Annotated in this window: 13 protein-coding genes and 1 pseudogene; 9 read left to right on the forward strand and 5 right to left on the reverse strand. The window is 49.9% G+C overall.

Features of this window, described 5'->3' with window-relative positions:
* Positions 1 to 187: 187 nt before the first annotated feature.
* On the forward strand, positions 188 to 6,268 hold the full coding sequence (locus ACYVFD_RS04645; protein ID WP_461088585.1) for a beta strand repeat-containing protein: 6,081 nt from the start codon (positions 188 to 190) through the stop codon (positions 6,266 to 6,268).
* 93 nt (positions 6,269 to 6,361) lie between these two features.
* Here ACYVFD_RS04645 and ACYVFD_RS04650 read toward each other — a convergent pair whose 3' ends face one another.
* Together ACYVFD_RS04650 and ACYVFD_RS04655 are read right to left on the reverse strand one after the other, a co-directional pair.
* Positions 6,362 to 7,933, reverse strand: coding sequence for a hypothetical protein (locus ACYVFD_RS04650; RefSeq protein ID WP_461088586.1), 1,572 nt, complete (start codon positions 7,931 to 7,933; stop codon positions 6,362 to 6,364).
* Positions 7,934 to 8,134: 201 nt separating this feature from the next.
* Positions 8,135 to 9,430: a hypothetical protein gene (locus ACYVFD_RS04655; RefSeq protein ID WP_461088587.1), complete on the reverse strand. Its 1,296-nt coding sequence runs from the start codon at positions 9,428 to 9,430 to the stop codon at positions 8,135 to 8,137.
* Between the two features lie 285 nt (positions 9,431 to 9,715).
* Here ACYVFD_RS04655 and proS point away from each other — a divergent pair, with 285 nt between their 5' ends.
* The 4 genes from proS (at position 9,716) to ACYVFD_RS04675 (ending at position 16,218) form a co-directional block, all read left to right on the forward strand.
* Positions 9,716 to 11,185 carry a proline--tRNA ligase gene (gene proS / locus ACYVFD_RS04660; protein ID WP_461088588.1) on the forward strand — a complete coding sequence of 490 codons (1,470 nt, stop codon included), beginning with the start codon at positions 9,716 to 9,718 and terminating at the stop codon, positions 11,183 to 11,185.
* Positions 11,186 to 11,684: 499 nt separating this feature from the next.
* Positions 11,685 to 12,659, forward strand: coding sequence for a sugar phosphate isomerase/epimerase family protein (locus tag ACYVFD_RS04665; protein WP_461088589.1), 975 nt, complete (start codon positions 11,685 to 11,687; stop codon positions 12,657 to 12,659).
* 12 nt (positions 12,660 to 12,671) lie between these two features.
* A complete protein-coding gene (locus tag ACYVFD_RS04670; protein ID WP_461088590.1) occupies positions 12,672 to 15,557 on the forward strand; it encodes a PQQ-dependent sugar dehydrogenase in 2,886 nt (961 codons plus the stop codon).
* A 208-nt stretch (positions 15,558 to 15,765) separates the two neighbouring features.
* Complete coding sequence (locus ACYVFD_RS04675) at positions 15,766 to 16,218, forward strand: FKBP-type peptidyl-prolyl cis-trans isomerase (RefSeq protein WP_461088591.1); 453 nt, start codon at positions 15,766 to 15,768, stop codon at positions 16,216 to 16,218.
* Between the two features lie 67 nt (positions 16,219 to 16,285).
* Here the strand turns inward: ACYVFD_RS04675 and ACYVFD_RS04680 are convergent, their stop codons facing one another.
* Positions 16,286 to 16,675, reverse strand: coding sequence for a hypothetical protein (locus tag ACYVFD_RS04680; RefSeq protein WP_461088592.1), 390 nt, complete (start codon positions 16,673 to 16,675; stop codon positions 16,286 to 16,288).
* 183 nt (positions 16,676 to 16,858) lie between these two features.
* On the opposite strand from ACYVFD_RS04680, the gene uvsE reads away from it, so the two are divergent.
* Positions 16,859 to 17,797 carry a UV DNA damage repair endonuclease UvsE gene (gene uvsE / locus ACYVFD_RS04685; RefSeq protein WP_461088593.1) on the forward strand — a complete coding sequence of 313 codons (939 nt, stop codon included), beginning with the start codon at positions 16,859 to 16,861 and terminating at the stop codon, positions 17,795 to 17,797.
* Between the two features lie 582 nt (positions 17,798 to 18,379).
* On the opposite strand, the gene ACYVFD_RS04690 is transcribed toward uvsE, so the two are convergent.
* Positions 18,380 to 18,985, reverse strand: a complete 606-nt coding sequence (locus ACYVFD_RS04690) for a T9SS C-terminal target domain-containing protein (protein ID WP_461088594.1) — start codon at positions 18,983 to 18,985, stop codon at positions 18,380 to 18,382.
* Positions 18,986 to 19,415: 430 nt separating this feature from the next.
* Between ACYVFD_RS04690 and ACYVFD_RS04695 the strand changes: the two genes are divergently transcribed.
* The 3 genes from ACYVFD_RS04695 (at position 19,416) to ACYVFD_RS04705 (ending at position 24,519) form a co-directional block, all read left to right on the forward strand.
* The gene (locus tag ACYVFD_RS04695; protein ID WP_461088595.1) at positions 19,416 to 20,678 is read left to right on the forward strand and encodes a lactate 2-monooxygenase; all 1,263 of its coding nucleotides are present in this window, start codon (positions 19,416 to 19,418) and stop codon (positions 20,676 to 20,678) included.
* A gap of 282 nt (positions 20,679 to 20,960) precedes the next feature.
* Complete coding sequence (locus ACYVFD_RS04700; protein WP_461088596.1) at positions 20,961 to 21,770, forward strand: SDR family oxidoreductase; 810 nt, start codon at positions 20,961 to 20,963, stop codon at positions 21,768 to 21,770.
* 97 nt (positions 21,771 to 21,867) lie between these two features.
* Positions 21,868 to 24,519 (forward strand): MGH1-like glycoside hydrolase domain-containing protein, encoded by a 2,652-nt coding sequence (locus ACYVFD_RS04705; protein ID WP_461088597.1) that lies wholly within the window; start codon positions 21,868 to 21,870, stop codon positions 24,517 to 24,519.
* Between the two features lie 34 nt (positions 24,520 to 24,553).
* Here ACYVFD_RS04705 and ACYVFD_RS04710 read toward each other — a convergent pair.
* Positions 24,554 to 24,668: pseudogene (locus ACYVFD_RS04710) on the reverse strand (IS701 family transposase); the annotation flags it as partial.

The following is a 24,668-nucleotide window of genomic DNA, read 5'->3' on the forward strand; positions in this document are numbered from 1 at the left end:
GCAAAAGCCTGGAAATCCGGGCTTTTTTCATTGGATGAAACATGAGTGGTATTGGATGTAACGACAGTGTTAGCACGACTACCCATTGGTTATAATTTTTGTATCGGATCTAGTGCGACTAGAGAATTTATGATTTCGACACAGGCCAGATACCTCAACCTCTAAACCAGGTAGCTAATCAATCTTTATGAATCGAACCATTTACGTCATTTACTTCATTTTTTTTGTCTTTACCGGGACGTTAACCAGCGCTCAAACTACGTTTACCGTCATCAACACCAATGACAGTGGTACGGGGAGCTTGCGGCAGGCCATGCTGAATGTTATGGGCTCGAGTAGTGCTGGTCCCTTTACCATTACCGCTAGTGCTATAAGTGGCACAATAAACCTGTCAAGTTCCTTGCCCGACATCACGAAGGATATTGCTTTTATCGGGCCGGGAGCCAGCAGCCTCACCGTGCGTCGGAACTCTGGCGGGAACTACCGAATTTTTAACATACCTTACCCTAGTGATGCTATAGCGACCGTTAGTTTCGATGGGTTTACTATTGCCGATAGCTTTGCAGACCAGGATAATGGCGGTGCAATAGAAAATTGGGGCCTTTTGACGTTATCCAACTGTGTTTTTCGAAACAATGAGGCCACCTATGAAGGTGGTGCAATTCGCAATCTGAGTAGTCTGACGGTTAATAATTGCCTTTTTGACGGAAATAAGGCCGGATCCTTTGGAGGAGGTTTATCAAACGGTGGCTCATCCTGCAGTATTACGAATACCACATTCACGAGTAATACGGCTAATCAGGGTGGTGGAATGACCTTGCTGGGTGATAATGCTATCATTACCAATTCACTGTTTACTGGTAATTACGCTAGTTTTAGTGCGGGAGGCATATGGGTAAATGGTAGTAGTATAACGATTAGTAATTGCACGATTAGCAGCAATACTGCCGGTGTTGGGGGTGGGATTAACTCTAGTGTAGGTACCCATACGATTATTAATTCAACCATCACCCGAAACATTGCTCAGGGTACGGCTGGATTACGTATAATAAATGGCGCGCATCCAACGATTATCAACTGCATTGTAGCTGGAAACACATCAGACAATGCGGACTATAATAATATTGAGAGTACGTTGGGCAGTGGCTCCACAAACAACATAATTGGACCCGGTAATACAGGTGGTCTAACCAATGGGGTTAATGGTAATCAACTGGGTGTTGATCCATTGTTATCGGTGCTGGGAAATTATGGTGGTTCCCGTCAAACGCATGCCTTATTACCGGGTAGTCCTGCCATTAACGCGGGCACAGCCAGTGGAGCGCCTACTACAGATGATCGGGGCATTAGTCGAGTAGGTGTTACCGACATAGGTTCGTTCGAGTCAAGAGGTTTTAGCATGGCTCGCACCAGTGGCAACAGTCAGAGTGCCGTTGTGAATACCGTTTTTGCCAACCCGTTGGTCGTAACGCTCAGCAGTAGCTTCAGCGAGCCGGTGGATGGAGGGGTGGTGACCTTTACAGGGCCTAACTCGGGTGCTGCTATTAATCCTGTTTCGGTGACAGCGAGTATTGCTAATACTACAGCTTCGGCTTCGGTGACGGCCAATGCAACAGTAGGTGGGCCTTACTCTGTGGTCGCTTCGGCTAATGGAGCTAGTCCAAACCGGACATTCGCGCTGACCAATTTGATCGGTCCTCCTACTATTGCCGGTTTTGCAGCCATAGACAATACTGTCTGTATAGGTAGCCCGATAACCTTCACAGCTACCGTAGGTAACGTAACCGGCAATTATGACTTTACCGTTACAAATGGGAACAGCACCACCACGGGCAATACGTCCAGTACAGCGTTTAGTCAAAATTTGACAGCAACTGGTTCGAGTGTTCAATCCTTCACCCTGATTGTGATTGATAATAGCCAGTCGGCAAGAGCCACCACCAGCGTGACCATCAACTCCTTACCTACAGCTACTATTCAAGCCCCTGCCAGTACAACCCTGACCTGTACTACGACCAGCCTGGCACTGACGGCTACAGGAGGAGGCACTTACCGCTGGAACGACAACTCTACCAGTGCCATTCGCACAGTGAGTGCCCCAGGTACCTACTCGGTAACCGTTACGGGAGCTAATGGCTGTACGGCTACAACGAATTCAACCATTTATAGCAGTACAGCAGTCGTAAGTGTTACTAACCCACTAATCACTACAGCTTTAGTTGGCACAGCTTTTAGTCAATTCTTCACTGCCAGCAGTGGAACAGCTCCGCTTAGTTTTAGTATCGAAAGTGGTAGCCTGCCATCCAGCTTAACTCTGTCCACCACAGGCATCTTGTCGGGTACGCCAACTCAAAACGGTACTATTTCCATCACGGTACGCGTTACGGACGCCAATGGCTGTTCGGGAGTAGGATCGACATATATTCTGCAGGTTAGAGCAACAGCTACCGTAACTACAACCGTACCCGGTAGCATACTGGAGACTAGCGCTACACTGGGCGGCAGCGTTACCGCTGATGGTGGCTCCTCCGTCACCGAGCGGGGGGTGGTCTATATAACTGGTAATGGCACACCAACTACCAGTGACACCAAAGTGACCATGGGATCGGGAACGGGCAACTACTCCCAGACCGTAAGCAACCTGGTGAGCGGAACTACCTACTCCGTACGCGCCTACGCCATCAACGGAGTGGGCACTAGCTATGGAGCCGTGCAGAGTTTTACAACCACCAGTGCTCCTCCAGCCCCCGTTGTGCTGACACCTACTAATGGCAGTCAACTAAGCAACAATAGGCCCACCTATAGCGGAACCGCCACTCCGGTAAGTAGTGTTACGGTATTCGTTGATGATGGCTATGCTGGTGACATTACAGCAGATGCCAGTGGTAACTGGAGCTTTACCCCGTCGGTGTCACTGCCCGATGGTACACACAGGGTATTTGCGCGGGCTATGCTCAATAGTCTGACCAGCCCCAATAGCAACACCAACACGTTTTCGATTGATACGACTCCTCCGGCGGCACCTTTTATTTCTGGACCCGCCAATGGGACAACAACCAACGATAATACACCTACCTATGCCGGTACAGCCGAACCGTCCAGTACTGTAACGGTACGGGTCGATGGTTCAGTGATTGGCACTCCTTCGGCCGATGCGTCTGGCAACTGGAATTTTACCCCTTCTGCTCCGCTGGCAGATGGCTCGCACAACGTTAGAGCCACTGCAACCGACCAGGTTGGGAACACTGGGCCTGCTAGCAGCACTATCACATTTACCATCGACACCACTTCGCCTACGGTTAGCATCACCAGCACTGCCCCGAACCCTACCAGCACTAGTCCCATTCCGCTAACCATCACCTTCTCGGAATCGGTAACAGGCTTTTTGGCTGGCGACATTACCGTTACGAACGGTACAGTAAGTGACTTTGCAGGGGCTGGCTCAAGTTACACCGTAAACCTAGTTCCTGGCTCAGCAGGTACGGTTTCGGTCAGTGTGGGACCCGGTGTCGCTCAGGATCTTGGGGGCAACGGTAACAGCCCGTCGAGTCCGTTTTCAATTCAATTTACCCCAACAATCACGATTAGCGATTTCACGGCTAATCCTGATCCGGTTTGTGTCGGCAATCAGGTTACCTTTACGGCCAATCTGGGCAACCTGACCGGTTCCTATACCTATACGCTTACCAATGGCACGAGTACAACCACCGGAGCCAGTAGTAATACAAGCTTTAGTCAACTGATCACGACGACCGCATCTGGTAGCCAGGCCTTTTCGCTCACAGTAAGCAATAATGGTCAACTGGCCACTGAGACGTATGATTTAACGGTCAGCGACCTGCCTGCTGTAACACTCACGGCCAGCCATGAAGGAGTGCTCACCTGTGGCCAAACTAGTTTGACCTTAACGGCAACGGGCGGTGATGATTATGTGTTTAGTGGCCCCGGCATTCTTAATCAGGACTCCGAAAACGGCATTGCCGTAGTCAATGCACCCGGTACTTATTCGGTAACGGTGACTAATACAGAAACGGGTTGCTTTAGTACGACCACCACTACCATCACCAGCAACACGGCCTCTCCATCAGTTTCTATTCTTCTACCAGCCAGTTCAACCCTTACCTGTACCACCACCAGTATCAGCCTGACAGCGACTGGGGGTGGTACTTATCATTGGGAGGACAATTCGGGGAATGCCGTACGTACCGTCAGCAATGCCGGAACCTACTCGGTGACGGTAACGGGTACCAATGGCTGTACGGCTACAGCGAGTACTAATATTGGTCAGAGTACGACAATTGCAGGTTTCTCGGTAACGGGTTCGGCGACGGCCTGTACCGGTGGACAAGTGACACTCACCGCATCCGGTTGTTCGGGCGGTACCATAGCCTGGCCGGGCAGCATTACCGGTGCAGTCTTTTCAACAACCATCAGTGGCCAATACACCGCTACCTGTACGATCGGAAGCTGTTCGGCTACGGCTAGTGGCACAGCCACGGTTGGCAATGCGTTTACGGTGACCACGCCAAGTATTTCAACGGCCCTGGCGGGGGTTCACATGGTAAACACCTTAGACTGGTCGGCCTCGGGCGGTTCAAGTCCCTACAGCTTCAGTTTCAGTACGCTTCCCTCGGGCCTGAGCGTGGTCACTGCGAGCGCGGGCTTTCGCTCTATTGGGGGTACGCCTACCCAGGCAGGCACTTACCCCATCAGTCTGACGGTGACCGATAATCTGGGTTGTGCCCAGGAGGCATCGCCCTATAGCCTAACAGTCAACTGTCCCACGTTTACCTTGACCACGCCGAGTATCTCGACGGCCTTGGCTGGCGTTCACATGGTAAACACCTTAGACTGGTCAGCCTCAGGCGGCACAAGTCCCTACTCGTTCACGTTCAGCAGTCTTCCCTCGGGCTTGAGCGTGGTCACTGCGAGCGCGGCCTTCCGCTCCATTGGGGGGACACCTACTCAGGCGGGTAGCTTTCCCATTAGCCTGACGGTAACCGATAAACTGGGCTGTGCCCAGGAGGCATCGCCCTATAGCCTGACTGTCAACTGTCCAACGTTTACTCTGACCACGCCTAGTATTTCGACGGCCTTGGTGGGCGTTCACATGGTAAACACCTTAGACTGGTCAGCCTCAGGTGGCACAAGTCCCTACTCGTTCACGTTCAGTAGTTTGCCTGCTGGTCTAAGTGTGGTCACTGCGAGCTCGGCCTTCCGCTCTATTGGGGGGACACCTACCCAGGCAGGCACATACCCCATCAGTCTGACGGTGACCGATAATCTGGGTTGCTCGCAAGTGGCTGCTCCTTTTAGTCTGACGGTCAACTGCTCCACCTTAACAACGGGTCTTACCCCAACGCCCAGCGCGACCTTAACCTGTGCCCAAACCAGTTTGACACTAACGGCCAGTGGCGGTTCTACATACGCCTTTGCTGGCCCCGGTATTGTTAGCCAGAACGCTACGGCGGGGACGGCCGTGGTAAATACCGCGGGGACTTATTCGGTGACCGTTACCAATAGTGTGGGTTGCTCAGCCATAACCACCACCACCATCAGCAGCAATACGGTGTTGAGTCTAGCGACCGGTGCATCGCTGCCCATGGCTAATGTGGGGGTGGTGGTGAGCCTGACGGCTTCTGGAGCGACTAGCTACCAATGGACGGCCCCATCAACGGCTCCGCTGACAACGCCCGCTACTGGATCGGCCGTCTCGGTCAGTCTGACTACGGCCGGAGTGCAGACCTTTACGGTGGTGGCTACGGCAGGTGTTTGCAGCCAGAGTGCGCTAGTGAGCGTAACAGCCTTGGCTGGCCCTGACCTATCGGCCATCATGAGCCTGCCCGATGGTAACTTCACCGCAGGAGAGAACAAAGGGTTACTGGTTCAGTTGCAGGAGGTGAACGGAGCCGTTTCCAGTGGATCAATTATCATTACTATTACTGTACCTACCGGCTACAGCATCAGTTTCGATAACACACTGACGAGCATTAATGTATCCGGTGGAACTACAAATCCGGTGGCGGTGCAGAATAGCAAGTGGCATGTGAGCAATACGGTGGCCGGTCAGCAATTAAGTCTGGCCATCAACAGTGGCGAGTCGGTAGGGGCAAATAGTACCCTGAATTTGGGCTTCACCATCACCCGAACCACGGCCAATCCCGGTAGTACATCCAACATCACCATCAACGTGGCGGATGATGGGGGAGGAACCTACGATGTGAATCGACTCAACAACATTTACGCCCGCATCATAAATGGATTATAAAAAGTAGCGGGGTGTAAGGTGCAGGGTGCAAGGAGTAAGTTTGGCTCATAAGCTTTTTCTCTCCCTGCACCTTGCACCCCGCTCTTTGCTACTTTAAAAAAACACGCCCATCGACAGCATCAGATTTGTGTACCGATTGTTGGTGGCAACGGTTGGGGTGTCCGAACTGTTGGGTAATTCAAAGGGGGAATAACCTGATTTATAGGTCAGATATGAACCCGACAGATCAGCAAAGAAGCGATCATTACGAACGCCAAGACCTGCTGATAATAATAGTTTCGAGCGGTCAGCTTTAGCTACCCGATCCAGATCAATTTTATACGCAGTTGGTAAGTAGCCCACACCGGCCCGTACGCGTAAGATACCCGCCCGAATTTCGGCACCGGCCCGCACGTTGATCACATTCTGGTAGGTGTCTTGCACGAATCGCTTCACATCATTCTTAAAATCGTTGTTGTCCTGCTGATTCGTGAATGCAGACGTACGGACCCGCATCCCCTGGTAATTGACATATTCAGCCGTAGCCGTCAGGAAACCAATTTTACCATTGCCCAGGAAGTAGGTGGCACCGCCCGAAGCCCGTAGGGGGGTCTGTAAGGAATAGGTAAAATCATTCGATGGATCAACGACATCAACATAATTCGTTGTCAACACCAGTTTCGGATCTTTGGAAACCGCCGACAGGGTTTGGCCAAAGGTTTCGTTTGCACTGCTGAATGTTGGCGAGATGACCGTACCACCTACCTGAAATTGAGGGACGATTTTGTAAATAAATCCGAGTGATGCATTGATGCCGCTTCCCTTTACATCGAGCCGATTGGTTTGGCCATAGTTGTTAAATACCTTCCCATTGACGGGCGTTTCCAGAAAAGCCACTTCGGAAGAGTACCGAAGGTGCGTCAGGGCCAGCGAGCCACCGATGTAAAACTTGTCGTCCAGGTTACCAGCATACGAGAATGTCCACTGTGAATTGGTCCCCGAACGGCTAATCGTTGATCGCTGGTCTTTCTGGACCGTTGCATCATACCGCGTGTAGGGAGGGCCAGAGCCATTTGTGCCAAGATCGGTTGGATTGATCAGGTATAATCCATAGGCAGCCGCTTCCCGGAAATCAGCCTGTTTGCTGTTTGGGAAAAAAGAGTCGCTTAATTCTTTTTCGCTGTACGCTGCCGAGTTGGCGGCATTGATGTACGTTTGGGCGATGGATGAATTGGGATTGTTGTTTAGGCCATGCGCATCGACATAATCAAAGAAATTAACATTCTGCGAATAACTTATGCCAAAGGCAGTTCGGCGCCAGCGACGGCTACCATTGCTGCTTCCCGGCAAAACCAACCCAAACTGACCAATACTGACTTTACCGCTACTGCTATTGGTCTGCGATCCCAAAAACGTATTCTGGTTATTGGCCGACGTAAACATCGGGCTGATACTCAGCTCAGAACGGTTGTAAAATGCTAACCCTGCCGGATTGCCAGATAGATTACTGGCATCGCCACCCAGAGCGGCATGATTTCCACCAATACCCCGAAACCGGGCGGTGCCATTCTGACTGAAATCGGAGTACCGAAATGCATCATCGGCATAGTCAAAGGCCGCGCCCTGACTAAAGGCCAGGTGCGAGAGTAGCCCTAGAGCTACTGTAAGATAAAACGGTTTATTCATGTTCGTAAAGCTTTATAAAGCGGTTGGTGGAGCATATTGTATATATACGTATTAGAACACCATAACGTATAAACGTTTAATCGAAGTAAAAATAGTTTGAGGTTGTTGGTTAACCTTCAAAGCCCCAACATAATTAAAACGAAAATCCCCGCTAATTGTCCTAACTAGCGGGGATTTTTTATTATAATTTAAGCAAGACTGTTAGCGTGGGCCACGGCCACCGGAATGTCCACCACCTCCCGAGAAGCCGCCACCGCCACCTCCGCCACTAGGCGCGCTGTAGCTCGGTGTGCTAAAGCTGCGGCTTGGTGCACTATTGAAGCTTGGCTGGTTATGGCTTGGCTGGCTAAAGCTGGGCTGCGACTGTTGATAGCTGCCTCGGCTTGGCTGGCTGAAGTTGGGTTGACTATAGCTTTGACTCTGGTTTTGATAGCTATTGCGATTATTCCCTCCTGTAAAGTTGCCGCCCGATGGCGTATAGCTTCCCCGGCTGCTTTCACGTGGTCGAGAATAGTACTCCGAATTTCCCGAATTGCTATTGTACGAAGGAGCGGCTGAGTTGGCACTTACCCGACCATTGCTGCTGGCGCTATTATCGTAGTAATAGTTACCCCGGCTGCTGCCGTTGCTTGGACGAGCATAGTAGCCATCGCCACGAGTCGTGTTGGTCGCTGCAGCCCGACCACCATTCGGATTGTAGGTACGAGCCGAATTGTCGAAGGCAGAGGAATACCGACCTGATGACCGTTCGAAAGTCCGGTTATAGGTCCGGTTACGATAAGGGTCAGCACCTGTTACGTAGACATTGTTTACGTAGACAGGATTATAGAAGCCGCCCATTCCGTAATAGGATGAATAGAACGGGCTATAGTAGCCGCCCATGCCATAGGCATACGAACTGTAGAACGGATCGTAGTAGCTACCGTAGCCGAATGGCGAATTGAAGGGGCTATACGCATATGGGCTGTAGAACGGACTGCCAAAGCCAAAACTGAATCCGGGATAGCCGTAACCAAAGGCTCCCATGCCTAATCCTAAACCCAGACCCGAATAGAAGCCGGTGTTGTTGAAGCCCCAGCGATTCCAGCTATAAGCCGAAGTCGTAGCCGCATTATACCCATTCACAAAGCCTGAATTGTAGGCATTGGTACCTTCATCGTTCCAGCCTGGATCGGGTGAAAGACCACGATTTAACTTACGGGCGCTCAGCTCGGTGTAATAGTCGTCGGTGTTGGAATTGGCCCCCTGCTGTTCGTCGTTGTAATCAGGGTTAGCGTTGCGGTTCAATCGTTGTTGACGTTGTGAGCGGCTGTAGGGCTGTGCACTGTAATCGTCAGCTTGTCGGTTGCTGGCGTAGACTGGTGAACTGTTGCCAGCACTACCATACAGATCGTCTACGTCACTGGCGTTCTGGGCCGTTTGCCGACTGGAAGTACAACTCCAGATGCTCAGCAGCGCAGCCAACGTCAGATAAGAATATAGTCGTGGCGTTTTCATTTGGCAAGGGAATTAAACGTATAAAAGCTCATGCTTACTACCATTTCAACACTATAACACAGGATTGACTGGTTTAATTACAAAAATAGAGCAAAAACTTATCTTTGCAACTTCTTACGTATTAGACTCCGAATAGTTAACTAAGGTTTAATTTGTTTCTAAAATTAGTTTGAAGTTCGTCGCTTGATTAGTGGCATTGGCTGATGAGCAGACAGTTACTGCACAGCTCACCTTTGTGGTTTGCCAACGTCAATCTTCAATCAGCGAACTTCGAGCGTCAATTCTATGGCTAAAGCGATTCCGTCCCGTAGTGAAAACTACTCCGAGTGGTACAACGAATTAATTAAAAAAGCCGATCTGGCCGAAAATTCGGCGGTTCGAGGCTGTATGGTTATAAAGCCATATGGTTATTCTATCTGGGAAAAAATGCAGCGGGCTCTGGACGATATGTTCAAGGAAACGGGCCATAGCAACGCCTACTTCCCCTTATTTATTCCCAAATCGTACCTCAGCAAAGAGGCTTCCCACGTTGAGGGCTTTGCCAAAGAATGTGCCGTTGTAACGCACTACCGGCTGAAAAATGCCGAAGATGGGTCGGGTGTGATTGTGGACCCGGAAGCTAAGCTGGAAGAAGAACTTATTGTACGGCCAACGTCGGAAACGGTCATCTGGAGTACGTATAAAAACTGGATTCAGTCGTACCGCGATCTGCCGCTGCTCATCAACCAATGGGCCAACGTGGTTCGATGGGAAATGCGGACACGAATCTTTCTTCGAACGGCTGAATTCCTCTGGCAGGAGGGGCACACGGCCCACGCAACCGCCCAGGAAGCTCAGGATGAAACCCGGCAAATGCTCGAGGTGTATGCCCGATTCGCCGAAGAATGGATGGCCGTGCCGGTCATTAAAGGGGCTAAAACACCCAATGAACGCTTCGCCGGGGCCGAAGATACCCTTTGTATTGAAGCGATGATGCAGGATGGTAAAGCCCTACAGGCCGGTACCTCACACTTCCTCGGGCAAAATTTTGCTAAAGCGTTCGATGTGCAGTTTCTGAACAAACAGAATCAATTGGACTATGTATGGGGAACATCCTGGGGGGTATCGACCCGGCTGATGGGCGCACTCATCATGGCCCACTCCGACGATGACGGTCTGGTATTACCGCCCAAACTGGCACCTATTCAGGTTGTCATCGTTCCGATTTACCGGACGGAAGAACAGCTTGAACAAATTTCGGCTAAAATTAAACCGTTACTTCAGGAGCTTCGGAAAGCCGGTATTTCGGTCAAATACGACGATTCGGACGCGAACAAGCCGGGTTGGAAATTTGCGGAATACGAACTCCGTGGCGTACCGGTTCGATTGGCAATGGGTGGCCGTGATCTGGAAAATGGAACGGTTGAAATTGCCCGCCGTGACCTGAAAACAAAGGAAACGGTCCCGTTCGAGGGGCTGACCGAGCGCATTCAAGCCTTACTGGAAGATATTCAACAATCAATTTACAACAAGGCAAAAGCATTCAGGGAAACGCATACCTTTAAAGTCGATACGTTTGAGGAATTTCAGGCGCAGATAGAGAATGGATTCCTGCTGGCGCATTGGGATGGGACATCCGAGACTGAAGAAGCCATCAAAGAAGCCACGAAAGCCACTATACGTTGTATCCCATTCGATCAGCAATCGGAAGAGGGCGTTTGCGTTTATTCCGGAAAACCCTCAAAAGGGCGGGTCGTATTTGCCAGAGCGTATTAATGACGTATACGATCAACGAATCAATTTTAGCAAGGAACCTGTTTGAACTTTCTATAATTGAGTTGGAATTACTGTGATTTGTCATCCCGACGCAGGAGGGATCTTCGGAGAGAGCTAATCGATTAGATCATTCGAAGATCCCTCCTGCGTCGGGATGACAAAAACACTCATTTTAGCCTATACAAAAAAGTTTAAACAGTCTCAAGGCCAGGTACAACCTGGCCTTGTTTTTTACTAGCGAAATTAGGGGGTATCAGAGGTAGTATCTGGTTACCAACTGCTTTTCTGGTTGAGGATGCCTACGTGCGGGAGCCATCGTGTATGATGTACATTTTGTGGGCTAACTTCGTCGGTTGAAACGGGCGGTCTGCCGATATGTTTGGGCTTCCGGTCTATTGCATTTTTGAGAGTGAGTAAACTGCTGTTGTTTTGCTTGTTAATTTGTATTTCTACATGATCGGATAGGGTAATTCCTCTCAAAAACTTAATAAACCAGCCTATGAAAACCAGACGTTCGTTCCTACGCGATGCAGGAGCGCTGACCTTGGGAAGCCTCGTTTTACCACAACTGTCTCAGGCTACGTCACTTATTGGGCCAATGGCTTCCCGACCCGTTGGCTTACAATTGTTTACACTGTTTCGGGATATGAGCAACGATCCAAAAGGAACGCTTGAAAAAGTAGCCGCTATTGGATATAAAGAAGTGGAGTCAGCCTTCAGCCTGAAAGGAGGTTACTATGGCTATACCGCAAAGGAATTTAGAAAAGTAGTCGAAGATCTGGGTATGAAATGGCGCGGACATCATGCCGGTGGTGCCCCCTTCCGGCCGCGTCCTACGCCACCTGCCAGCACGACCGGAACTCCTGGTGGTGGACCTGCCGGTGGAGGAGGACAACGGCCAGCCATGGATTTTTCGAAAATGCCACCCATGCTCAATCTGCGTGATAACTACCAGGAGCTGGTCGATCAGGCTGGTGAAGGTGGGTTGTCATACCTTGTATGCGCCAGTACACCCGTAGCGACCCTCGACGAAATTCAGAAGTCGATCGAGGTGTTTCAGAAAACAGGTGAAGCCTGTAAAAAGGCAGGAATAGGTTTTGCCTACCACAACCATGCTACCGAGTTCGATCCAGTCGAAGGTGGCAAAACGCCTTACGAGCTGATTCTTTCACAGACGGATAAAGAGTTGGTAAAGATGGAGTTAGATCTGGCCTGGGCTGTCAAAGCCGGTAAAGACCCTGTTAAACTATTTGCCGAGCATCCGGGACGCTTCCCGCTTTGGCATATCAAAGACATCAAGTCGGACCTGAAAACCATCACCGAGGTGGGCAATGGCGTAGTCGATTTCAAAAATGCCTTTGCGGCCGCCAAAACGGCAGGACTTAAGTATATCTTTGTCGAACAGGATATGGCGGCTCAGCCGATCGAGAGCATTACAACCAGTTATACGTATTTGAAGAAGCTACAGGCTTAATAAACCCTTGCCATGAATCAATCAAATTTTACGTGGAAAGCATGGTCGACGCATTGGAGACGACCATACACAGTGGCTTTGAATAGCCTGCTGGTAGTCGGGTTGGCATCGTTTGTGGTCGATGACGGGGCGACGAAGCCCGACGAAAGCCGGTTTACGCCCGTTGTTCTGGCCGAAGATCTCGACGAGCCGATGGTGTTTGAGGTGGCCAAAGATGGAACGGCCTACATCATTGAGCGTAAAGGGGCTTTCAAAAAATATGACCCGGTCACCAAAACCGTCGATCTGATCGGAAACATCCCCGTCAACACCAAATATACCTCAGCCGAAGGCCGCGTAACCGAAGCCGAGGAAGGGCTGATGGGGCTTACCCTTGACCCCAATTTTGAGCAGAATCACTGGGTATATCTCTATTACGCTCACCCGACCGAGAAAAAGCACATGCTGACCCGCTGGGAACTACGGGATGGTAAACTGGTCGATAAGTCGGAGAAAGTAATGCTCGAAGTGCCTACGCAACGCGAGGTATGTTGCCATACGGGGGGCGGCATGACCTGGGATCGGGCTGGAAACCTGTATCTGACCGTTGGGAATAACACCGGTAACCAGCAGGCGGCACAAACCGACGAACGCCCTGGCCGGAGCAGCTGGGACGATCAGGGACATGCCGGAAACACGAATGACCTGCGCGGAAAAATCCTGCGAATCCATCCCCAGACCGATGGAACGTACACCATCCCGGATGGGAATCTATTCCCGAAAGGAACGGCTAAAACCCGTCCCGAAATCTATTCGATGGGGCACCGCAATGCCTGGCGCATTTCCGTTGACAGCAAAACCGGCTATATCTACTGGGGAGAGGTTGGCCCCGATGCCACCTCCGATTCAGAAATTGGGCCGCGTGGGTACGATGAGTTGAACCAGGCCCGCAAGCCGGGTAACTTCGGATGGCCCTGGTTCGTCGGAAATCGGCAGGCGTTTCCAGTGTATGACTATGGCGAAAAGAAGCCACTCGACAAGAAAGACCCGGATCATCTGGTGAATACGTCGCCTAATAACACGGGGTTGCGCGAATTGCCACCCGTGGCACCTTCGTTCATCTATTACCCGTATGGGGTTTCGGACGAATTTCCGCTGGTGGGTACGGGGTCTCGTTCGGCAACGGGTGGGCCGATCTATCACCAGGCCGATTTTAAAGGTGCCAAGCGTCCGTGGCCAGCCTATTACGAAGGTAAATGGATCGCTACCGATTTCTCGCGGGGCTGGATTATGGCTATTACGATGGATGCAGAGGGTAACTATAAATCGATGGAACGCTTTCTGCCCAGCTATCACCCCGTGGAGCCAATCGACATGAAGTTTGGACCCGATGGGGATATGTATATTTTGGAGTACGGCAGCAACTGGTTCCGAAAGAGCAATAACTCCCGACTCGTGCGGATCGAGTATAATGGTGGCAATCGGAAGCCTATTGTTCATGCATCGGCCAGTAAGCAGGGCGGTACGGTTCCCCTGAAATTAACCCTATCGGCCGATGGTACAAAAGACTACGATGGCGACAATTTGAAATATCAGTGGAAAGTATCGGCACCCGGTGTTGCCCCGAAAGCATTCACTGGGGCCAATCCATCGGTGACGTTCGACAAGCCGGGCGTGTACACGGCTCAACTGACAGTTACCGATGCCAAAGGAGCTTCGAATAGCCAGTCGGTGAAAATCATAGCCGGGAATGAGCCGCCTGCTGTAGCCGTAAATTTGACCAGTAACAGAACGTTCTTCTTCCCCAATCAGCCAATTCAATATGCGGTTAGTGTCAATGATAAGGAAGATGGTAGCCTGGACGATGGTAAAATTACCCCAGCCCGTGTTGCCATGAGCATCGATTACACCTCCGAAGGTTTCGATTATGCGGAAGTGGTGCAGGGGCAACGGAGTGTCGATGCTTCAACCCAATATGCTGTTGCTCAGACACTCATCAGTCAGAGCGATTGTAAAGTTTGCCATCAGGTAGCGAGCAAGTCAGTAGGGCCGATGTTTACGGCTATTGCTACGAAATACAAAGGCAGTGCCGATGCGACCGAAAAGCTGGTAAAGAAGATTCGCAACGGCGGAGTAGGTGTTTGGGGGGATGTGGCCATGCCTGGTCACCCAGCCATGTCGGTAGCCGATGCGGAAGCCATTGTGAAGTATATTCTGAATGTTAACGAAAAGACATTCAGTACATTACCAACCAAAGGTACGTATGTTGTCAAACTTCCCGAAGGCGACAATGGGCAGGGCTCCGTGCTGGTACGGGCAGCATATACTGACCGGGGGGCCAAAGGCGTTCCAACTCAGACCTCCGAAAACCTGATTGTGCTTCGGAGTGCGCAGGTGAATGCGTCGAGTGCGGCCGTTGTAAAAGGGGCTGAGCTGAAAGCGCGAGGTATGGGTGCTGGTATGAACGTCATTCCGTATGCAAATTCCTACATTGGTTTCCAGAAGCTCGACCTGACCGGTATCAAAAAACTTGATCTGAATGCCTCGGCTCAGCGTCGGGAAGGAAGCGCAGGCGGTACGATTGAAGTACACATCGACTCGCCAACTGGCCCGATGATTGGCGAAGCTACGCTGGAAGTGGCCCCCGAAGTAGATATGGCAAAACTGATGGCACAAATGGAATCAGGAGCCGCCAATCAGTCGGCTGCTGGGGCGCCCAAAAGTACGTCAGCAACCGCAGGCGCTACTCCTCCACCCGCTAATCCATTCCGTCGGCCCATTCCATCCGTTAAAATGGCGCTGAAAGATACAGAAGGCGTTCACGATGTTTACTTTGTTTTCAAAAATGACAAAGCCAAGTCGATCCAGCCACTGATGTCGCTGTCGAGCATTAAATTCATGGATTCGGTAAATCAGTAGAAATAGCCGTTTTGAGTTTACGGTTTTCAGTTTAGGGTACGCTGGCGCAAAATAACACACCCGTCAGCCAGCGTACCTAAACTGAAAACCGTAAACTGTTTTCGAACTTTCCCGTTAGCTGGAGAGTTGCTAAAAATTAGCGAGTGAGCAAACGTAAGCCGGAAGTTCCGGTATTTTTGCAGCATTATTACTACAAACCACTTGTATCATGGCACAAGCAAAATCTGGCGACACCGTTCAGGTACATTACACAGGAACGTTAGCCGACGGAACAATTTTCGATTCATCGGCAGGACGTACTCCCCTTGAATTTACGGTAGGAAGCGGCCAGGTAATTAAGGGCTTCGATGAAGGCGTTGCCGGCATGAACCAGGGCGAGAAGAAAACGGTCAATATACCCGTGGAAGATGCATATGGGCCAGCCAACGAAGAAATGATCTTTACGCTGAACCGTACGGATATTCCCGACGATATTCCACTGGAAGAAGGAATGACCCTGAACATGCATGAAGATGGGAATCCTCGCCCTATTCCGGTAATTGTTCGTAAACTTAGCGACACCAGCGTTACCCTGGACGCCAATCACCCCCTGGCAGGGCATGACCTGACCTTTGAGATCGAACTCGTCGGCGTCAAATCACCCTCTGGATTGATCTTGTAAGTAGTTGACTGGTAAATTGGTTGATTGGTTAATTAGTCTACTGGGCTTTACCCAATCAACTAATTAACTACTTCACCAAATCCTCCAGTTCGCGCAGGGCTGTCTGGATGCCTCGCAGATTGGCGCGGGCTACATAGGCAGCAAGTGCGACTGTGATGGCACCAACGTTTAAGGCAATAACTGGATCGCCAATTCGACTCAGGCTTGTTTGAGCTTCGGCTGTTGCCTGTTGAATCCGGGTGGCTATATCGACGGCATCAGTAAAAGCGGGCCGGGCAGCATGACTCTGTAAATCCTGCGATCGGTTGAGTAGACTATTCTGATACGCATTGAGGTCGAGTTGCTGCTCATGAGACAGTTCTGGCCAGTGCAGCAACTGATATTCATTCAGCGCCCGCGCCATATCGCAGTAGCTCCGGGTAATGTCAAGAATTTGGTTAGGTGTAAAGTCTTCCATAAACAGATTCAGTTATGAATCGGCTCAATACTCCGCAAATCAGACTGACTTGTCAGGTTAAGATAAGTCACTAACTGTTCACTAAGTCCTAACTTTTGAACGAACGGTCAAAATAAAAAATGGATTCTGCCGACAGAATCCATTTTTTGTAAACCCCAACGCTACCCTTCTCGTTAATGGACTATGAATTTAATGCCACATGCCGTTGGGTACGCTTGTATCAACCTGAGTTTGCAGGCCGATAAGATCACCACAAATCGGGGAATGGTCAAAAAAACCTTCGCCCAACGGGGTATTGCCTATGCCTCCGAACTTGCGTTGAAAAACGTTCAGGACCTGCTCACAATTGTCGACTGGAATCTGAAGAATGGAATCCAACTGTTTCGCATCTCATCGGATTTGTTTCCGTGGGCATCCGAGTATCGCCTGGCGAACCTACCTGATTTTCCGGATATCCGGGCTACCCTTGAAGAAGTCGGGAGTCGCCCTATCCGGTTGACTATGCATCCGGGACCGTTCAACAAACTGGCTGGTGAAGGTGGTGTATTGGCCAATACGCTGGTTGATTTGGAATACCAGTCGGAAATTTTCGACCTGATGGGTTTGACGCCTTCGCACTGGAATAAGATCAACATCCATGTAGGCGGAACCTATGGCGACAAGACAGCGACACTGACGCGCTTCGCCCAGAATTTTCAGTTGCTTTCCGAAAACCTTCGTGCCCGGTTGACCGTCGAAAATGATGATCGCCCCAGTTTGTATACGGTGGCTGATCTGTTGTCTGTTCATGAACGAACAGGCATTCCGATCGTATTTGATTATTTCCATCACTCGCTAAATCCTGGCACCCAGACCGAAGAAGAGGCTTTCATGTCAGCCTATTCTACCTGGGATGTACGACCTGTTTTTCATTTTTCCGATTCGCGGCAGCAGTACGAAGATCCAAAAGCTCGTAAAGAAGCTCATGCCGATTGGCTCTATACAGCCCCGAATACCTACGGAAAAGAGGTCGATATTGTCTTCGAATGCAAAATGAAAGAGAAGGCTTTAATCGCCCAAAACCATACGTTGGGTCGGGGGAGTAATCTAAATGAAAGGGCGGGTAATGGTAGTCGTTTGTGAGCTGGTTCGGCCTTCAAATAGAAATTTTAGTATAAGGTTTTAGGAAAAAATTAAGAATAACGCATCCAAAATATGTGTATATTCGTATAGTTTATTGAAAAAAATCCTAATAGATTTTCATGCCTGTTTGGTCTTATTGGCTAATTGCTATCGCTATAATCTTCCTGCTCTTCCTTGTTTTGGTTGCATTTCATCCGTCCCTTACCTTTCGCTATCGCTGCCCTGCCTGCGAAAGTCAGAATCTGAACAGGATTGCCCGATCTCCCTTAGCCCGTAGTTTTATAGTTACCCGAGCGTATTCATGTGATAAATGCCGAAAACATTTTGTTCGGGTTAGCTTGTTGCATCCAACAGAGAGTTATGGTGAATAATCATTTGTCTCAACTCGTAATTATTCAGGCAGAGTTGATCATGTGCATATATACTGATCAAACAAGCTGACTATATACAAAAATGCCCGCTACCAGTGAGGCAGCGGGCGGAATTGGTTGTGTGCAGTCAGGCTTGTCCGAAAAGACTAACTACGAAGTTGAATGGAGTAATGTTCTGACCTGTTGGGTCAATACCTCTAATAAGAACGACTTAGTGCCGAACGTCAACACGCGTAATGAACTGCTTTTGGCTTGGGCCAACAACGAACGTATAAGCGCCATCGGGCAGGCTCGATAAATCGAACCGGCGACTCGCGCCCTTGAACGAATCCGTCTGAACCAGAACGTTTTGTGTATCGTAGATAGCAACCGAAGAAGCATCGACGTTTTTGGCAGGCAGAACGACTTCAAACTTGTTCTTTTCGTAAGCTGTCAGCGTAGGCTCAGCAACCTGTTGCAGGTTACGCTCGTCAATTGATAACGCGTTTGATTTGATCGTGATCCCCTGCGACATCCACCAGGCGCTGTTACCGGCTGTCAGAAAATACTGACCATCGGGCAGGTTGTTCAAGTTGAACGAAGTAGCACCTTTAGCGTTTTTAGCGATGAAGCCCTGATACAACACGTTCCCGTCGGCATCGATGATAGCCACGTCAACAGAAGCGCCAGGCTTTGTATATACACGTACTTTCTTTTGTTCGGACTTCTCAACTTTCACACCACCCATTCCTGAACCATTGTCGGCTTTGACATCTCCCATGCCTGCCAGACTCCATACTGACAAGAGTACAGCAATTGATAAACGGAATTTTTTCATTGGTTTGAAATTTTGTTTTAACCGTGACAAAATTGGGGGCTCAACTGGGTTTAATGCAATAGGCAAATAGTTATATGGCTTCTTTTGGACGAATATTCTTTCTTTTGTACAAAACGCTATTTGTTAAATAGGGTGTTTGTTGGAATAGTACAAAAAGTCCCTCTAAATTACTAATGAATTGTATTTTTCTAATATTCCTAAATAATAGGACTTTTTACAATTGAGACGATACTTTTTATGATTATAGTACAATTTAGTGATTTTTGGTATTTTTTCAAGATATTGATTTCCTATGCGTTAATTAGATATGCTTATTTTTGTCTATTAAAATAATGTAAATTTTTAACTGAAAAATTATGCTCGTTTTTGGATTAGGTAGTTGACCTTTTATGGAAAAGGCGGTATTTATGCTCAACTATTCCTTAAAACCATGCGAGCACTCGACTGGCAGCGAAAAATATACCTGGATGGCTTTGCCGGAAAAGCCCCAACAATTCCACCCGATTTTACCCAGCTCGAACAGGCCGCCAGCCAACGTATGTCGGCCGAAGCCGCTGCATATATCATCGGGGGAGCGGGTCAGGAACAAACTGTGCAAGCCAACCGCAAAGGATTTGAGCGATGGCAATTGGTGCCGCGCATGCTTCGTAATGTCGAAAACCCTGATCTCAGTATTGACCTGCTGGGGCAGAAATTACCGTCGCCTATTGTATTAGCTCCTATTGGTGTGCTGGAAATGGTACATGCTGAGGCCGATCTGGCTGTGGCAAAGGCGGCCGCCCGCATGCAGATTCCTGTTATTTTTTCAAATCAGGCTTCTGTACCGATGGAGGATTGTTCGGCAGCTATGGGTGATGCCATGCGCCTGTTTCAACTCTATTGGAGTCGTTCGCGGGAGTTGGTCAGCAGTTTTGTCAATCGGGCTGAAGCCTCTGGTTGCCGGGCTATTGTGCTGACCCTCGACACAACCATGCTGGGTTGGCGAACCCGTGACCTGTCGCTTGGTTACCTACCCTTTTTGCACGGAAAAGGATTGGCTCAATATACCTCCGACCCGGTTTTTCAGCGCCTGCTCGACGATTTTCTTCAACAGCCCCCCGCTACTCGTCCAGCCATTACAACGAGAACGGTACGTCATCTTTTTGGAGCCGTTCGGCGGTATCCGGCTGGTTCGTTTCTACAAAAATTACGATCAGGTAGGGTAATGGGGGCCGTTTCATTGTTTTCAAGCATTTATACGAACCCAACCATCACCTGGGATGACCTGGCCTTTCTGCGTCAGCAAACTCAACTGCCGATACTGCTGAAAGGAATTCTGCATCCTGACGATGCCCGCAAAGCCGTTGATTATGGGATGGATGGTATTATTGTTTCCAATCATGGTGGTCGCCAGGTGGATGGCGCCATCAGCACCATCGAAGCACTACCCGGTGTGGTGGCGGCTGTGCAGGGACAAGTGCCGATTTTACTCGATAGTGGGATACGAAGTGGCGCCGATATTGTGAAGGCACTGGCGTTAGGGGCAAAGGCCGTTTGTCTGGGCCGACCCTATGTATATGGATTAGCCTTAGGCGGACAGACTGGTGTTGAAACCGTCCTTCAGCATCTGTTGGCCGATCTGGAACTGACACTTTGCCTAAGTGGTCATAAATCGCTGGCTGAATTAACGCCCGATTGCCTTCGCCAGACTTGAGGGAATAGGACTTTCGCAAAAAGCCATGCCACGGTTTATAGGCGTGCGAAAGGCAACTGTGGTATGGCTTATACTGATCGGCCGGTAAATGACCGCTTCCTAAAGGAACCGTTAGATTAAATTCATTTAATATACCTGGGCAAACTGGTAGCAGACATTGATAGTTTGTAGTTTGGCCGCTCAGCCCTGTAAGAACGACTCTACGGGTTACTGGAAAAGCTGTGTCGTCAACCCAACTGTAATCGGCATGGCTATTGGTTAAACAAATACGGTTTATCATTCATGGATCAAGTACTAAAAGGACAAGTCGCGATTATTACCGGTGCCAGCAGTGGCATTGGGGCTGGGGTAGCAAAATCATTAGCTGCGGCCGGTGCTAAGGTTGTCGTCAATTACCCCGTCGAAGCTACCAAACCGGCTGCGGAGGCAGTCTTAAAAGAAATTACCGATGCTGGTGGCCAGGGAATGCTGGCTCAGTGTGATGTAAGCCAGGAAGCGCAGGTCATCAAGATGTTTGCCGATGTGGTGGCCGCGTATGGTACCGTCGATATTCTAATCAATAATGCCGGATTGCAACGAGATGCCAAGTTCGATGAAATGACCCTCGATCAATGGAATACGGTTATCAATGTCAATCTGACTGGTCAGTTCCTGTGCGCCCGCGAAGCTATTCGAGAGTTTTTGCGTCGAGGACCGCGCCCCGAAGTTTCAGCGGCAACGGGCAAGATTATTTGCATGAGTTCGGTACACGAATTGATTCCCTGGGCTGGGCATGTCAATTACGCGACCTCAAAAGGGGGGATCAAAATGCTCATGCAGTCGCTGGCGCAGGAGTATGGCGACCGTAAAATTCGGGTCAACAGCATCTGCCCGGGCGCCATTCAAACGCCTATCAACCGGGCTGCCTGGGAAACCCCGCAAGCCCTCAACAGCCTGATGACCTTAATTCCGTATAACCGTATCGGTCAGCCTCAGGACATCGGTAATCTCGCCGTTTTTCTGTCTTCTGACCTGTCTGATTATATCACCGGAGCAAGCATCTTCATCGACGGCGGCATGACCGTCTTTGAAGGATTCGCGACGGGAGGATAATTAATAAAGAGTGAAAGAGTGAATGAGTGAAAGAGCGGTTTCCTCAGAGACATTCGCTCATTCGCTCTTTCGTTCTTTCACTCATTCGCTCTTTTAAATGACAACCGAACAACACCGACTCGAAGCTCCGGCCTGGCGCCAATGGGGGCCGTATGTGTCTGACCGTCAGTGGGGAACTGTACGGGAAGATTATAGTGCCAATGGTGATGCCTGGAATTATACGACCCACGATATGGCTCGCAGCTATACCTATCGCTGGGGAGAGGAGGGTATTGCGGGTATATCGGACGATAAACAGCAGCTTTGCCTGGCCCTGGCCTTATGGAACGGGAAAGACCCGATTCTGAAAGAGCGCTACTTTGGGCTGACCAATAGTGAGGGTAATCATGGTGAGGATGTGAAGGAACTGTATTATTACCTCGATAATACCCCGACGCATTCGTACCAGCGGATGCTGTATAAATACCCACAGGCGGCTTTTCCGTATCAGCAACTTATTGACGAAAACCGTCGACGGACACGCCTGGACCCTGAATTTGAACTACTCGATACCGGCATCTTTGACGACGATCGTTATTTCGATGTGTTTGTCGAGTATGCCAAGGCTGGTCCAACGGATATACTGATGACGGTGACGGTCTATAACCGGGGCCCGGAAGCGGCTGAGTTACACCTGTTGCCAACGCTCTGGTTTCGGAATACGTGGATATTTGGCGACGACTCCGATGGCGTACCGAATTACCGACCATCGCTGGTTTTACAACCTAATAACTGCGTGTCGGTTGAAGATTCGGATTTGGGGCATTACGTTCTGCATGCGGAAGGACAACCCGAATGGCTTTTTTGCGATAATGAAACCAACCAGGCCCGACTTTATGAAAACCATAATGGGGCTGCTTATCCGAAAGATGGAATAAACGATCACCTGATGTATGGAGCGCCAACGGTCAATCCAGGGCATACGGGTACTAAAGCTGCCGCCCATTATCACCTGTCAATCGAACCGAATGACTTCGCCATAATCCGGCTGCGTCTGGAAGCACCAGGGCCTTTGGGTACTGGATTGGCCGCTCCTTTCGATGGGTTCGATGAACTGGTCGCTACCCGAAAGCACGAAGCCGATAAGTTCTATGACCATATCCATCCGGGCAAAGCAACGGCCGATGAGCGACTGGTGCAGCGGCAGGCGTTTGCGGGAATGCTCTGGAGTAAGCAGTATTATTACTACGATGTTAGCCGCTGGTTGGCTGGGGATGAAAATCATCCGCCACCACCGCCCGAACGGCTGAAAGGCCGTAACCATACCTGGCTGCAATTGATCAATGCGGGTGTAATTTCAATGCCCGACAAGTGGGAATACCCCTGGTATGCCGCCTGGGATTGGGCTTTTCATTGCGTTACCTTATCGGTTATCGATCCTGGGTTTGCCAAGCAGCAGCTCATGATGCTCACCAACGAGTGGTTTATGCATCCGAATGGGCAGTTACCCGCTTATGAGTGGAATTTTTCGGATGTGAATCCACCCGTACAGGCCTGGGCCGCCTGGCGTATTTACCACCTCGAACTCGAACGGAAACCGCCCGGCGAGGAGGATCTGACCTTTCTACGAGCTATTTTTCATAAGCTCATGCTCAACTTTACCTGGTGGGTAAACCGTAAAGATGAAGTGGGCAATAACATCTTTGAAGGGGGATTCCTGGGGCTGGATAATATTGGTGTCTTCGATCGCAACACGATTTTTCCGGATGGGAGTCATCTGGAGCAGGCCGATGGTACGAGTTGGATGGCCATGTATGCGCTGAATATGATGCGTATGGCACTCGAACTAGCTCGTAAAGATTCCGTGTATGACGAACTGGCTACGAAGTTTTTTGATCACTTCCTGTATATAGCCGGGGCTATGACCAGCATGGGACAGAATAGCGTTGGGTTGTGGGATGAGGAAGACGCCTTTTTTTATGATCAACTTCGGTTGAGTGATGGCAGTGTTCAGCGGATGCGCGTTCGCACCCTGGTGGGCCTTATTCCGATGTTTGCCGTGGAAGTGCTGGATGACGGGCTTATGAAAGCAAATCCAGCTTTTCTGAAACGAATGATCTGGTTTCAGAGCCATCGCCCGGATTTATACCATCAGGTTTCCCGGTATGATGAAAAGGGAAAAGATGAGACAAGGTTACTGAGTTTACTGCGTGGATTCCGACTGAAAGCGCTATTGGCAAAAGTGCTGGATGAAACCGAATTCCTGAGTCCGCATGGCATTCGGGCCGTGTCGAAAGTATATCGCGACCATCCGTACGAGTTTACGCTGGATCATACTACGTTCCGACTAACCTATACCCCGGCCGAAAGCGATAGTTCTATGTTTGGTGGCAATAGTAACTGGCGTGGCCCTGTCTGGATGCCCACCAATTACCTGTTAATCGAAAGTCTGGATCGATTCTACGACTATTTTGGTGACAGTTTTACGGTCGAATACCCCATTGGATCGGGGCGGCAAGTTACCCTGAAAGCCGTAGCCCACGAACTCGCCAATCGACTGATCAGCCTGTTTACAACCGATAAAACTGGTAAACGAGCCACGTTTGGCCAGCATCCTAAATATCAGGACCCGAACTTTCGCGACTATGTGCTGTTCTATGAATACTTCGATGGCGATAACGGTCGTGGGGTAGGAGCCAGTCACCAAACCGGCTGGACCGGACTGGTAGCTGAATTGATCAACCGGAAGTACGGAAGCCTGGCTGAGTAAGAAATTCGTTTTTGATTATAGTTAGGACTTTCGCTTATAGGGTAATTGCTGTAATTCTGGGGTTCGCTAATTCTTGACTCAAATAGTCGGAAAACAGCCTGGTACGTACTCGATACATGGTTTCACCCACTTGTCGAGCCTTAACTTTT

The sequence above is a fragment of the Spirosoma gilvum genome (assembly GCF_054776815.1).

Bases quoted from the DNA above. Each gene is read 5' to 3' on its own strand.
- ACYVFD_RS04670 (WP_461088590.1), top strand. From the start codon at position 12,672: ATGAATCAATCAAATTTTACGTGGAAAGCATGGTCGACGCATTGGAGA.
- uvsE (WP_461088593.1), top strand. From the start codon at position 16,859: ATGAATTTAATGCCACATGCCGTTGGGTACGCTTGTATCAACCTGAGT.
- ACYVFD_RS04690 (WP_461088594.1), bottom strand. From the start codon at position 18,985: ATGAAAAAATTCCGTTTATCAATTGCTGTACTCTTGTCAGTATGGAGT.
- proS (WP_461088588.1), top strand. From the start codon at position 9,716: ATGGCTAAAGCGATTCCGTCCCGTAGTGAAAACTACTCCGAGTGGTAC.
- ACYVFD_RS04650 (WP_461088586.1), bottom strand. From the start codon at position 7,933: ATGAATAAACCGTTTTATCTTACAGTAGCTCTAGGGCTACTCTCGCAC.
- ACYVFD_RS04655 (WP_461088587.1), bottom strand. From the start codon at position 9,430: ATGAAAACGCCACGACTATATTCTTATCTGACGTTGGCTGCGCTGCTG.
- ACYVFD_RS04695 (WP_461088595.1), top strand. From the start codon at position 19,416: ATGCGAGCACTCGACTGGCAGCGAAAAATATACCTGGATGGCTTTGCC.
- ACYVFD_RS04700 (WP_461088596.1), top strand. From the start codon at position 20,961: ATGGATCAAGTACTAAAAGGACAAGTCGCGATTATTACCGGTGCCAGC.
- ACYVFD_RS04680 (WP_461088592.1), bottom strand. From the start codon at position 16,675: ATGGAAGACTTTACACCTAACCAAATTCTTGACATTACCCGGAGCTAC.
- ACYVFD_RS04705 (WP_461088597.1), top strand. From the start codon at position 21,868: ATGACAACCGAACAACACCGACTCGAAGCTCCGGCCTGGCGCCAATGG.
- ACYVFD_RS04645 (WP_461088585.1), top strand. From the start codon at position 188: ATGAATCGAACCATTTACGTCATTTACTTCATTTTTTTTGTCTTTACC.
- ACYVFD_RS04665 (WP_461088589.1), top strand. From the start codon at position 11,685: ATGAAAACCAGACGTTCGTTCCTACGCGATGCAGGAGCGCTGACCTTG.
- ACYVFD_RS04675 (WP_461088591.1), top strand. From the start codon at position 15,766: ATGGCACAAGCAAAATCTGGCGACACCGTTCAGGTACATTACACAGGA.